This window comes from Spiroplasma sp. Moj, assembly GCF_016082285.1.
GTDB classification, from domain to species: domain Bacteria; phylum Bacillota_I; class Bacilli_A; order Mycoplasmatales; family Mycoplasmataceae; genus Spiroplasma; species Spiroplasma phoeniceum.
This window is the reverse complement of the sequence record NZ_MQTY02000017.1, coordinates 1-13,846: the sequence shown is the minus strand read 5'-3', so window position 1 is coordinate 13,846 and position 13,846 is coordinate 1. Positions and strand designations below refer to the sequence as shown.

Here is a 13,846-nt window from a genome sequence, read left to right as displayed (position 1 = left end):
TCAAAAACAAACAAAAGATTATATTATTTATTTTCATTTAATGATTTCATTTTAATGTTGATAAAATGAATGAATTTGACTAGAAGAAGTTCCTAGCTTTATATATAATTTGCTTAAAATTTGTATTTCGAATAATGATTAGAGATATTCGATAATAATCTTCTGTGTATCAGTAGACTCAAGTGAAACAATTCATACCCAATTATATTGTTTCACTCTCCCTTATACGTACTATATTACTTAATGATTAATTAAAATTATACATGTTTTATATGTAAGTATTTATATATGCATATTTCTATTCATTTAACACCTATTTTAAATGAGTTCACTTTCACCTGAATTTTTTCTCTTTAGAACTTCATTCCATTAGCAAAATCGCTTTAGTGCAGTTGAATTCGTTGATTCCGGTAACACTTCTTTTTTTTACTATTACTATTAATAAAAGCATTTAAAATTTTATAATTTTCTCAAATTGTGTGAGCTATGTAACAATGTATTTAAGTAGTACTTAGAAAGCACATGGATTTAGTTTCATTGAATTAGGTGGAAGTAATTATAAAAAATTAATTTAAAAAACTATTGCAACCAAAACAATTCTAAATTGCAATAAGTTGAATTGCCTGNNTNNANNCTNCNTTTTATTATTTATANNNATANNNATTCATTTACAGTTAAAAGCTTAAATGTTTTTTAAAAAAATGCTATTGAATGAACAAGCAAACATGAATATTTTATCAAAATACAGTCTAAAGCATATTTTAGCTTTGGCTATAAGTGTTTCCATTTGTATAAAATCATAAATATTTATAAATAATAATATTAAATAGATTAAGCAGAATAACTAAAGCTTAGTCGAACTGAAGAATTGTATGGCATGAAATGANAATTANTNCAGAAAAATATCGTAANCATAGAAAACGATTTAGTTTAAGATTTAATTTAATTGCTTCAATTTATAATTTGCAATTATTNTTTGCAATTATTATAGATAGCATAGAAGATGTATTTAAAATTAAATAATTTAAATAAAAAAGTCATTTTTCGTTGTAGGAAAATATTAAATTTTTAAATAAAAGACATAATTAATTAAAATTATAATTTGCTATTAGTATCTTTTTAAAAATATTTACAATTATTTTAATAGGTTATGCAAGAAGTCTATTNTATANTTNAATTTATAATTTATTGTTTGATATAATATAATAAATTAATAAAAGAGGAGTTTTATAAAATGATTGAAGATACAATAATTGCTCCAGCAACTGCAATGGTAAAGCAAGCAATTGCAATTATTCGCATGTCTGGAGTGGATAGTTATAAAATTATTAATAAAGTTTTTTCAAAAAAAATTATTCCACACGGAAATCAAATTTACTATGGTTATTTAAGAGATGGCAAAGAAATTATTGACCAAGTTATTTTGGTTTGTTTTCAAAAACCTAATTCTTTTACTGGAGAAGATATTATTGAAATTAATTGCCATGGTGGCGTATTAGTTACAAATAATATTATTAAGTTATTACTAAAAAATGGAGCACGTTTAGCAAATAAAGGTGAATTTTCACAACGAGCGTTTTTAAATGGAAAACTTAATTTAATTCAGACAGATGCTATTAATAACTTAGTTAATGCGACAAATGATACTAGTGCAAAAATAGCTTTGAATAATTTGCAAAATAAAAATAATTATTTAATTATTACATATCGTGATGAATTATTAGATATCATTGCAAATATTGAAGTAAATATTGATTGTCCTGAATATGATGGTGTTGGTGATTTAACTACACAAGAATTAAACCAACGGTTATTAATTTTAAAACAAAAAATTAATGATTTAGTTAAAATTAGTAAAGTTGGAAAAATGATTGATGATGGTATTAATGTCTTAATTTTAGGAAAGCCAAATGTTGGAAAATCATCATTATTAAATGCATTAATGAACGAAAATAAAGCTATTGTTTCTGATTTGCCAGGAACAACAAGAGATATTGTTGAAGGAAAGATTAATTTAGGACCATTAACATTAAATATTATTGATACAGCTGGCTTACGTGAGACAGTTGATAAAATTGAGCAAATTGGAATTGATAAAGCATGTCAACAAGTTATTAATGCTGATTTAATTTTAATTGTTGCTGATAATTATGCTGATTTAATGAATTTAAGTCCCGAACTTAAAAAACTAATTAAAAATAAAGAATATTTGTTAGTTTTAAATAAAAGCGATTTACTTAATATGCAAGTACAAAATGAAAATTTGCAACAAAATATTCTTTTAATTTCAGCATTAAACCGAGATATCAAGTCTCTTATTGATAAAATTTTAAATTTATATAAAACAGCCCAGATTACAAAAGATGATCAACTAGTTTTGTCAAATATAAAACAAATTTCTTTATTAGAGAAGGTAGCAAATTCAATAAAAAATGCATATAATAATAGTACGAGTGGATTTCCGGTTGATATTATTAATGTTGACTTACATGAGGCTTGAGAAATATTGGGTGATATTCTAGGTGAAAACTATGAAGAAGACTTATTAACAACAATTTTTAGTAAGTATTGCCTAGGAAAATAGGAGGAAAATATGCAAGGAATTTTTGACACACATTGTCATTTAATGTCACATGAATATGAGAACGAAGAAACATCAGCTATTATTGCTGATGCTAAAATTAGTGGCGTGTTTTGACTTAATAATGTTGGTTATGATTTAGATTCTAGCCAAGCAGCAGTTCGCCATGCAATGCATTATGATAATGTTTTTGCAACAATTGGGTTTCATCCAGCTGATGTTGCTAAATATGGGTTTTCAGATTTAGAGAAATTAGATCAATTATTAAATAGTGATAAAGTAATTGCTGTTGGCGAAATTGGTTTAGATTATTTTCATAAAACTGTTTCTCCAGATTTACAAAAGCATTGATTTATTAAACAAATTGAATTAGCAAAACAACATAATCTTCCACTTGCCATTCATTGCCGTGATGCTTATGAAGATTGTTATGAAATATTAAAAGAACAAAAAATAACACAAGGTTTGATGCATTGTTATAATGGAACAATTCAAATGGCTCAAAAATTTTTAGATTTAGGATTTTATCTTTCGTTTGCTGGTAATATTACTTTTAAAAATGCTCAGGAATTACGGGAAGTTGCTAAAATGGTACCATTAAATAAAATTTTAGTGGAAACTGATGCACCATATTTAACTCCTGATCCATATCGAGGGAAAAAGAATTATCCTAAATTTATTATGTATACAGTTAAAAAATTAGCAGAATTAAAGAATATGCCGGTTGAAGAAATGATTCGTATTACTAATAAGAATGCACGCAAGTTATTTAATCTTGATTAATTTTTAATTTCAAATTTAAAAATTACAAAAAAAATATTAGGTTAACCTAATATTTTTTTTGCTTCAATTTATTTTCTTTTTTTACCTAATGACGATAATAATCCTTTTTCTTGGAAATTATATAAACCATTTTCGATGTTTTTCTTAATTGTTTTTTCAAAGATTTTTGTTCCTTCGATAACACAATTTAATGGATCTGAAGCTATTTTAGTTGGTAATTGGAAAATATCAAAGAAATATTTATCAATATTTCTAATTAAAGCTCCTCCTCCACAGATTGTAATTCCATTTCTCATAATATCACCAGCTAATTCTGGTGGTGTATTTTCTAATAATTCAATTACTAAATCTGTAATTTTAGAAAATGCATTTAATAAAACATTTCTAATTTCTTCTGAAAAGATTTTTGCTTCTTTTGGTAATCCTGAAACAATATCACGTCCGTAGATTTGCATTGATCTTTCGTTATGGTATTTAACTAATGAACCAATAAATTTTTTAACATTTTCAGCTGTTTTTTGCCCAATTGCAATGTTATATTCTGAACGAATGTATTTACGAATATCATCATCAAAATGATTTCCAGCAATTTTAATTGATCTTGAAACAACGATATCACCTGATGAAATAATAGCTAAATTAGCTGTTCCTCCACCAATATCAATGATTAAATGACCTTGAGGTAATTCAATATTAATTCCTGCTCCTAAAGCGGCCATTTTAGCTTCTTCTTCAATGATAACTAATTCAGAGCCCATTTCTTTAGCAACATTTTTTAATGCTTCTCTTTCAAGTTCAGTAACTCCACTTGGACATGCTAATAATACAATAGCATTTTTTCAAATGTTCATCATTTTCATTCTTGAAAAGATATGTTTTAATAAATCTTGTGCAGCTTCCATGTCTGCGATAACTCCATCTACTAATGGTGTTACCATTCTAATATCTCCGTGTGTTTTTCCTACCATATCATAGGCAGCTTTCCCTAAAGCAATTAAACTATTAGTTTTATTGTTATAAGCCATTAATGATGGTTCATTGTAGACTACACCTTGTCCTGAAACATATGCTAAAACATTAGCAGTTCCTAAGTCAAGAGAAATAAATGGTCTAGTTTCTGGTCTCACGTTTTTGTCCTCCTTAACAATTTAATAACTATTATAATCAATTAATGATTATTCTAGTAATTTAATTCTTTTACATGCATTGATTCTAATCTTAAGATATCAAAGATGTCTGATTCGAATTTTTTAGTTCCATTAATAACAGCTAATAATGGTTGTTCACCAATTTTGGCTGGTAATTGTAATGTATCTGTAAAGTAACGATCAATCCCGTTGATTAAAGCTCCTCCTCCACAGATTGTAATTCCATTTCTGAAGATATCACCAGCTAATTCTGGTGGTGTTTCTTCTAACACTTGAACTGTTAGGTCAATAATTCTTGACACTGGTACTTTTAATACTTCTCTGATTTCTTCAGGTGTTACTTCAATTTCTCTTGGTAATCCTGAAACAACATCACGTCCATAAACTTTCATTTTTCTTTCGTCAGGGTATTTTGATAATGACCCAATTTCGATTTTAATTTGTTCAGCAGTTTTTGATCCAATTTCTAGACCATATTGTGAACGAATGAATTTTTGTGCTTCATCATTTAAGTAATTTCCAGCAACTTTAACTGATTTTGATAATACGATATCTCCTGAGGCAATAACAGCAATATCTGTTGTTCCTCCTCCCATATCAATCACTAGGTTTCCAGCAGGTTTGTAAATATCAACCCCGCCACCTAATGCAGCCATTTTAACTTCTTCTTCTACAAAAACTTTTGATGCTCCTAAGTTCATAGCAATTTTTTTCAAAGCAGCTTTTTCTAATTCAGTAATTACTGCTGGACAAGCCAATAACATAATTGAATGTTTTAATTGTTTTGTAATACGTAGTTTTGTAAAGATATATCTTAATTGTGCTTCTGTTGCACGAATATCTGTAATAACTCCGTCAACCATTGGTCTAACAATACGAATTGACTTATTTCCTTTTCCGATCATTTTGTAAGCTTCTGCTCCTACAGCAATAATTCTGTTTTCTTTAATTCTGTAAGCAACAATTGAAGGCTCATTGTAAATGATTCCTGAACCTGAAACATATACTAATGTATTAGCAGTTCCTAAATCCATAGAAACGAAAGTCGGTTTTTTTGCACTATTAAATAAAGCCATGTAATTTTGTCCTCCTGTTTCTTGTTAAATTAATTAGTTAGATTAATATATTTGTGATTAATCAATAAAATGAATTGCAAGTCTCTATATTTATTTTCAGATAGAGAATACAATACAAAAATATTATAACATAAATCCTAATCTTTTGTAGAATAAACGATGAAATAGGACAAAACAACTCTTATTAATTAAAAGAAAGGAGTTGTTTTTTTAATTAAAAAATGACTCACTTAACATGTTAAATTATTTAATTTCATATTTTTGTAAAAATAAACTATTAAAAATTAAATAGTGTTTTAAGTGTGTCAAAATTGTACTTTTTTTAACAATCAATGTTTTAAAACAATGTTTTTAATCTTTGTTTCTTAATAAACATTGAACTAAAGCAGTTGTCTACAACATTGATTATAAACAATTTTTTTAATGGAGGTTTTTATATGTATAAGAAAATTAAGAAAAAAACATTGAAAAAATCAATGATTTAGCAATCAATTCTTCTTATGTATCTAAACAAAAAGAAATATTAGAAGAATGAATAATTTAAATAATAAATCAATAACAAATATTTTTATTAACAATAAATTAATAAAATTACGAACCAATAATGCTATTTTTATAAATTTACCTAATCATGGTAATCATATAGGTCATGGTAATCATATAGGATGATATGGCTTAANAAANTTTTTGTTNNTNNANNNAANNAATATATTAGACTTCTTGCATAACCTATTAAAATAATTGTAAATATTTTTAAAAAGATACTAATAGCAAATTATAATTTTAATTAATTATGTCTTTTATTTAAAAATTTAATATTTTCCTACAACGAAAAATGACTTTTTTATTTAAATTATTTAATTTTAAATACATCTTCTATGCTATCTATAAATAATAATTGCAAATTATAAATTGAAGCAATTAAATTAAATCTTAAACTAAATCGTTTTCTATGATTACGATATTTTTCTGTAATAATTTTAAATTTTTTAACACCAACTGAAGCTGTGTTAAAATTTTTAAAAGACTAACTGGTCTAAAATGTATATGGTACCTCACACANTTNAANAAANTATTAAANNTTNTANAANAATTNAATATAAAGGAAAAGTTGAAAAGATAACAGAAGAACATTTACGAATGATTTCTGCAACAGCAGAACGAATGAATAGTGAAGGATTAAGAGTTATTGGATTAGCATATAACCATGGTCATGATGCCGATACTTATTATTCAACAAAAGATGAGAAAAATTTAATTTTTTATGGTTTTGTTTCTTTTCTTGATAAACCAAAACCTTCTGCAGCAAAAATGATTCAATTATTGCGAAAAAATAGAGTACAATTAAAAATTTTAACGGGTGATAATGAACAAGTAACAAGAGCAATTTGTGATCGAGTTCATTTAAAAATTCGTGGTGTTATAACTGGCGATTATATTGAAAAATTAAGTGAATTTGAACTCCGTAATGTTGTTGAACAAAATAATATTTTTGTTAAATTAAATCCATTACAAAAAACAAAAATTATTACAGCTTTAAAACAAAATCAACATGTTGTTGGTTTTATGGGCGATGGAATTAATGATGCACCTGTTTTACGCCAAAGCGATGTTGCAATATCTGTTGATAATGCAACTGATATTGCAAAAGAAGCATCAGATATTATTTTATTAGAAAAGCCCTTATTAGTTATGGAAAAGGGAATTATTCAAGGACGACAAATTTTTGGAAATATTTTAAAATATATTAAGATTACAATAGCTTCTAACTTTGGAAATGTTCTGAGTATTTTAATTGCTTCAGCATGATTACCATTTCAACCAATGATGCCAATTCAAATTCTATTTCAAAATTTATTATATGATATATCCCAATTGGCAGTAGCATTTGATAAGGTTGATGTAGACTTTTTATCAAAACCACAAACTTGAACAACAAAGGATATTTTACCGTTTGTTTTTGTTAATAGACCTGTCTCCTCAATTTTTGATATTTTAACTTTTGTTGTTATGGGCTATTATTTTGGGGTTCTTGCCAATCCACAACACATCACAGCTGAACAAATTACTTTATTTCAAACAGGTTGATTTGTTGAAGGATTAGTGACCCAAACCTTAATTGTTCAAATGTATCGAACAAGAAAAATTCCATTCTTTCAATCAATGCCATCATGGCAATTATTGGTATCCAGCATTGCCGTCATTTTGATTGGAATGACCTTACCATTTACATCATTAGGGCCAAAACTAAGTTTAGTACCATTACCCGCAATGTATTTTGCTTTCTTTGCTGCATTAGTGATTGGATATTGTTTAATGAGTCAAGGAGTCAAAGATTTATATATTAAAATTTTTAAGCGATGATTATAGATTTACTTTTAGTAAATCTATTTTTAATGCAAAATAAAAAAACATCTTGCTTTTACAAGATGTTTAAAATTATTCTTTAAATAATTCAAATAATGTTTTAATCATTATTCCAGTTCCACGTCCATCTTTAGTATCCGCTGTTCCAGCGATATCTAAATGAATATATGGTTTTTCTTCTACAAATTCACATAAAAAGGCAGCAGCAGTTGAACTACCAGCAAAGCGTGAACTTTCAGCATTTGTTAGATCAGCAATTGGTGTTTTACGCATTACAGCACTATGTTCTTCTAAAATTGGCATTCTTCAAATTTCTTCATGAGCTTTAGAAGCTGCTTGTGCAAATTGTTCATATCATGCATCATTATTAGCAAAAACACCAGTTAATCATTTTCCTAAAGCTACTAGAATTGCACCAGTTAATGTTGAGGCTTCAATTAATTTATCCACATTTAATTTACGTATAGCATAAGTAATACCATCAGCTAGAACTAATCTTCCTTCAGCATCAGTATTATCAATTTGAACAGTTTTTCCGTTCATTGACGTAATAACTGATTCAGTTAAAGTTGCTTTTCCTCCAATTCGATTTTCTGTTAAACAAGCCACCGCAGCAATATTTGTTTTAACTTGTGCTTTTGCTAAAGCTAATACTGTTGAGCAAACAATAGCTGCTCCTGACATATCAAATTTCATTCCAGTTAATGCTGTTGATGGCTTTAAGTTATATCCACCACTATCAAAGGTAATTCCCTTTCCTATTAAGCCAACTTTTTCTTTTTTACTACTATCACCTAGATATTCTAAGATAACAACTCGGGGTTCTAAATAGCTTCCCGCATTAACAGCTAAAAGTAAATCCATTTTTTCTTTTTCAATTTCTTTTTTATCTAAAACTGTTACTTTTAAATTTGGGATTCCTTTTGCCATTGTTGTAATTTTTTCAGCAAAAACTTCTGGATACATTAAATTTGGTGGTGTATCTTGTAACATACGAGCAAAATTAACAAATTCCATTTTAATTTGAATTTCTTTAAAAATAGTAGGTGCCTTGTCACAGTTATGGATTAAATTAATTGTATAAACTGATTTTTCTTTTTTATCTGTTTTTAAATTATAATTATCATTTAAAGCATATAGTGTTCCTTCTGCAAGTGCTTTAAAAATATGAGTATTTGTTTCAGCACTTTTTTTGAAAGTGTCAACATCAATATTTAAACTATATTTAATTGTTTTCATAAAATTTTGAATAAAATCTTCAGCATTTTTAAAAGTTAATGCTTTTTCGAAATAAGCATAAATTGTTTTTTCTTCTGAAATTAAAGTTGTTGCACCGTTTTCTTGGACAACTAATGGGTTGATTTCATCACCTTTAAAAATTGCTTTTAGTGTTAAATCTTGTTTTTTGTCATTTAATAATACCATTATAAAATTCCTTCTTTCTATATAGATAATTATATACACAATATTATAATATTATCTAGAATAACAATAAAAATATTTTGTTTTCCGTTATAATATAAAAAGGTAAATTTAGAAGAAAGAGGAGAAAAGAATGAAACGAAATGAAGCACCAGCACAATATAAATGAGATTTCAATCATTTATATTCCAATCATGAAGCATGGAAAAAAGATTTAGCAAAAATTGTAAAAAAATTAGAAGAAATTATCACCTTTAAAGGAAAATTAAATCAAGTAGCTGTTTTTAAAAAATATATTTTTTTAGATGAAGAAATTGATTTAATTGCAAATAAAATGGGACAATATTTACATATGGGTGATATTGATACAACTGATTTATCATATCAAGAATTAGCAGGAACTTATTCAAATACTTTAAATCAAATTTCAAGTCAATTAGCTTTTGTTGCTCCCGAATTAAAAGCAATTGGTGAAAAAACAATTATGACATGAATTAAAGAAGATTCTGCATTAAGTGCATATGAATATAGTTATCGTAAGTTTTTTAAAAATGCAAAATATATTTTATCAGAACGTGAAGAAGAAATTTTATCTTTAGTAACACAGTCACGAAGTGTAGCTTATGAATTGTATGATTTATTAGCATATGCTGATAAAAAGCCAACTTTTATTGATTATAAAGGAACAAAAACAGAATTAACAAATAGTGTATATAGTGAAATTATGGAGAAATCTGATCCATTAGGTGAACAAGAATTTCGAATTAAAACAGCACAATTGTTTTCTGAGCATTTAGTTGATAAAAAACATTCTTTTGCACGAATTTATGAGGGAATCATTCAACATAGTGTTGAATCTGTTCGCTTACGTGGTTATAAAAATACTTTACAAGCATCATTAAATAATGATGATGTATCTGAAGAAATTTATGCAAGTTTAATTAAATATGGTCGTGAAAATAGTCATTTATTTGTTCAATATAATGAGTTATTAAAAAAACATTTTAAATTTAAAAAGTTTTATCCAACTGATCCTAGTTTGAAGTTAGTTAAAAACATTGCATCATTAGATAAGAAATATACTGTTGAAGATGCAAAAAAAATGATAAGTGAATCCCTACAACCATTAGGAAATGAATATTTAACCCAATTAGAGTTAGCTTGAAGTGATCATCGCATTGATTACTTTGAAGATACTAATAAACGTAGTGGTGCTTATTCATCTGGTGGTTCAGGAGTTGAACCAATTATTTTAATGAATTGAGATGATACAATTGGTTCAGTTAATACATTAGCACATGAAGCCGGTCATTTTGTTCACACATTATTAGCAGATTTAAATAATAAATATCCATTAAATAGTTATCCAATTATCTTAGCAGAAGTTGCTTCAACAGTTAATGAGTACTTATTATTTGATTATTTATATAAAAATGCTGAAAGTAAAGAAGAAAAAATTTATTTATTACAAAATCGAATTGATGAAATTATGGCAACTTTCTTTCGCCAAATTCATTTTGCTGATTTTGAATGAGCTGCGCATAAAATGGTTGAAAATAATGAGCCATTAGATGCTGATAAATTAGCAAATCTTTTTGATCAAAAAGCTAATGAATTTGGTTATACTGTTTTTGATAAACATGATTTACAACAAAAGACATATAGTTGACCACGAATTTTACATTTCTTTCATTCACCATATTATGTTTATAAATATGCAACTTGTATTGTTGCTTCATTTAAACTTTATAATGATGTTATTAATGGCCATCCAGAATATTTACTAAATTTTTTAAAACAAGGTGGTCGTAAAGAACCATTAGCAATTTTAAAAGATATCGGAATTGATTATACTGATGCTAATGTTTATAATGGCTTGATTACAAAATTAACAGAAATGATTAATAATCTTACTCAATTATTAAAATAGCATTATATTAGTTATATTTTATATAAAAAAATTTATTATATTAAAAATAAAAATAAAAAATATTTTGTCAAATTATTTTTAAAAATATTTGTTTAAATTACAAATAATTTGATAAAAATTAATTTTATTTTGTTTTTAATATTTTTTTATAATATTATCAATACTTTAAGTATTAATTTAATTATTAAGTTTTAGAAAAAGGAAAAATACTGAAAAATGAAAAAATTATTAAATATTTTAGGAATATGTGGATTAATTAGTACACCCGGAGGAAGTTTAACTGCTTGTAGCGGTAATAAAAAACTGCAATATTTAGAAAAAGCAATTCCTGAAACGACAAATCAAGAGCAAGAAGATAATATCAATAATGTTGAAACAACAATTCACCTATTAAATGATAAAATTAATATTTTAAATCAACAAATAAACATAGAGAATCAACAAATAAACATAAAAAAAATCAAAAAATTACAAAATAATATTTTGCAACTAAAAGCAAAAATTAAAGAACTTGAAAAAAATTGGAACAAGCTGACCTTAGAAATATCAAGAAAATTAATTTGTTAGATTTAAAAATTAAAGTTGGTGATATTGAAAAAGTAAAAGAATCAGAAATTAGATCATATTTACAAGCAGCAATTTTAACAGCAATAATACAACAATTAAATGCGACAATAACAGAAAATGATTTTTCTTTTAATTTCAATGATTACTTTAATCAGAATCAACCGCGAACAATTAATTTAGCAAAGACGGTTAATAATTATGTTATTAATATTGTAGGATATAATAATGCTAAGAATAGTATTAAGTTAGAAATTTTATTTCCAAAGGCAGTATATAAAATTGTTGATTTTACAAGTTTTACAGAAATTGAAATTCCAAGTCCTGAAGATAGATTACCAAAATATCCAAATGATTATTTTACAGCATGACTTTTAGAAGATAAAATTAGAACACAATTTTTAAAACAAATTCAAAAAATTGATCCTAATTTAAGTGAAAATGATTTTACGATTGTTTTTGAAGCTGAGCCTTATAAGAGTCGCATGTTTAATTTAAGAAAAGTTTTTATTAATGATGCTTCTAAGAATAAAACATTTGATATTACTATAATTGGGCACAAATTGGGCACAAAAATGCTAAAGGTAAATTTACAACAACAATTAATTTAATAGATTTTTATAGTATAGAATAATTGTATTAATAAATAAAATTGTATTTAAAATAATGGTTGTCTAACTACCATTAAATTATTTAGTACTTTTTTGAATACTTATTTTTAAGTGAAGGTGAAAATTAAAAATTAATTTAAAGTAATTATAAAATTAGACTTCTTGCATAACCTAGTTATTTTAAAATTCCTATAAAATATATTTNAAATANANNTTATAGGAATTTTAAAATAACTAGGTTATGCAAGAAGTCTAATATAATAACAATTATCAAGATAAGAAAACCTATTAGTTTAATAGTCACATAATATTATTTGAATTAAATAATGAGCAAGGAGAAAAGATAATATGAAAAAAATATTTAGTTTATTAACTTTTATTTTTTTTAATGGAGCGGTAATGCCCTTAATAGGTGCTATACAATATGACATTCGAGAAGAACGTGACAGAATACAACAAGAACGAGATAGAAGAAGACAAATTAAGTTAGAATAAGAAATGAAGAATTATATAGCAATGATAAATAATGTTAATCTTGGTGTTATTAGGCATAATAATAAACAATCTATTTTTGAAAACTTACCAAAAAAATATCCAAAATATGCTAATTTTACTTTAAAGATAGAAATTCCAATAAATAACTATGATTATTCAAATGAACATTATTGAGCATTTGTTAGATTTAAAAGTTTTACGACTAGACAAAATGAGGATGCTTTAACATCAAAAGTAATTTTTAATACCGAAGATAATTTATCTCAAAAAATAAAGATAATTTTAGAAAATCAAGAAATACAAAATTGAGTAAATGATTTTAGACAATTTTCAGATAATGTTAAATTCTTAATTGATACAGTTATTCCTAAGCTTGATTATAATGCTGAAATTTTTTGAGTGTTTAATACTATCGAAACTTTAAAAACTTATTTACGAGAGTTTGCTAATATTATTAACATAATTAAAATTCAATTGCAGTTAAAAAAATTTATTATTGAAAATCAGATATTGAGCAAGAAATTAATCAATTAAAACAACAAATAAAAAAATATCAAGATAATTTAGATTTAATACGTAATCGTTCGCATTCTAATAACAATTTTAATGTGTTAACAGATTGTAGTAATTATGGGTTTTTAACTGTTAGTGTTTTAGGAATTTCAGCGGGTCTTTCCTTATTATTTCCCCCTCTTGCCGCCACTATTGCCTTTCTTAGCGCTATTTCAGCTGGAATTACTAGTACAATTGCTTCAACATGTAGTATTCTTNAATAAAATTGTGAGGTACCATATACATTTTAGACCAGTTAGTCTTTTAAAAATTTTAACACAGCTTCAGNTGGTGTTAAAAAATTTATGCTTTTATGT

11 protein-coding genes are annotated in these 13,846 nt (G+C 25.7%); 8 read left to right on the top strand and 3 right to left on the bottom strand.

What is annotated here, in order from left to right:
- Nucleotides 1-1,234 precede the first annotated feature (1,234 nt).
- On the top strand, nucleotides 1,235-2,584 hold the full coding sequence (mnmE, locus tag BST80_RS01605; protein ID WP_415745665.1) for a tRNA uridine-5-carboxymethylaminomethyl(34) synthesis GTPase MnmE: 1,350 nt from the start codon (nucleotides 1,235-1,237) through the stop codon (nucleotides 2,582-2,584).
- Between the two features lie 9 nt (nucleotides 2,585-2,593).
- On the top strand, nucleotides 2,594-3,364 hold the full coding sequence (locus BST80_RS01600; RefSeq protein WP_415745664.1) for a TatD family hydrolase: 771 nt from the start codon (nucleotides 2,594-2,596) through the stop codon (nucleotides 3,362-3,364).
- 68 nt (nucleotides 3,365-3,432) lie between these two features.
- On the opposite strand, the gene BST80_RS01595 is transcribed toward BST80_RS01600, so the two are convergent.
- Nucleotides 3,433-4,491 carry a rod shape-determining protein gene (locus tag BST80_RS01595; RefSeq protein ID WP_415745663.1) on the bottom strand — a complete coding sequence of 353 codons (1,059 nt, stop codon included), beginning with the start codon at nucleotides 4,489-4,491 and terminating at the stop codon, nucleotides 3,433-3,435.
- 53 nt (nucleotides 4,492-4,544) lie between these two features.
- Nucleotides 4,545-5,588 (bottom strand): rod shape-determining protein, encoded by a 1,044-nt coding sequence (locus BST80_RS01590; protein ID WP_415745662.1) that lies wholly within the window; start codon nucleotides 5,586-5,588, stop codon nucleotides 4,545-4,547.
- Between the two features lie 1,140 nt (nucleotides 5,589-6,728).
- Between BST80_RS01590 and BST80_RS01585 the strand changes: the two genes are divergently transcribed.
- On the top strand, nucleotides 6,729-7,958 hold the full coding sequence (locus tag BST80_RS01585) for an HAD-IC family P-type ATPase (RefSeq protein WP_415745661.1): 1,230 nt from the start codon (nucleotides 6,729-6,731) through the stop codon (nucleotides 7,956-7,958).
- Between the two features lie 69 nt (nucleotides 7,959-8,027).
- Here BST80_RS01585 and BST80_RS01580 read toward each other — a convergent pair whose 3' ends face one another.
- On the bottom strand, nucleotides 8,028-9,380 hold the full coding sequence (locus BST80_RS01580; RefSeq protein ID WP_415745660.1) for a M17 family metallopeptidase: 1,353 nt from the start codon (nucleotides 9,378-9,380) through the stop codon (nucleotides 8,028-8,030).
- Between the two features lie 130 nt (nucleotides 9,381-9,510).
- Between BST80_RS01580 and pepF the strand changes: the two genes are divergently transcribed.
- The 5 genes from pepF (at nucleotide 9,511) to BST80_RS01555 (ending at nucleotide 13,511) form a co-directional block, all read left to right on the top strand.
- Nucleotides 9,511-11,307, top strand: a complete 1,797-nt coding sequence (pepF, locus tag BST80_RS01575; RefSeq protein ID WP_415745659.1) for an oligoendopeptidase F — start codon at nucleotides 9,511-9,513, stop codon at nucleotides 11,305-11,307.
- A gap of 216 nt (nucleotides 11,308-11,523) precedes the next feature.
- Entirely contained in the window at nucleotides 11,524-11,874 is a 351-nt protein-coding gene (locus tag BST80_RS01570; protein ID WP_415745658.1) for a hypothetical protein, read from the top strand.
- Entirely contained in the window at nucleotides 11,829-12,482 is a 654-nt protein-coding gene (locus BST80_RS01565; RefSeq protein ID WP_415745657.1) for a hypothetical protein, read from the top strand. Before BST80_RS01570 ends, BST80_RS01565 begins: the two co-directional genes overlap by 46 nt.
- 348 nt (nucleotides 12,483-12,830) lie before the next feature.
- Nucleotides 12,831-12,977, top strand: coding sequence for a hypothetical protein (locus tag BST80_RS01560; RefSeq protein ID WP_415745656.1), 147 nt, complete (start codon nucleotides 12,831-12,833; stop codon nucleotides 12,975-12,977).
- Nucleotides 12,978-12,980: 3 nt separating this feature from the next.
- Nucleotides 12,981-13,511 carry a hypothetical protein gene (locus BST80_RS01555; RefSeq protein WP_415745655.1) on the top strand — a complete coding sequence of 177 codons (531 nt, stop codon included), beginning with the start codon at nucleotides 12,981-12,983 and terminating at the stop codon, nucleotides 13,509-13,511.
- The last annotated feature ends 335 nt before the right edge of the window (nucleotides 13,512-13,846 follow it).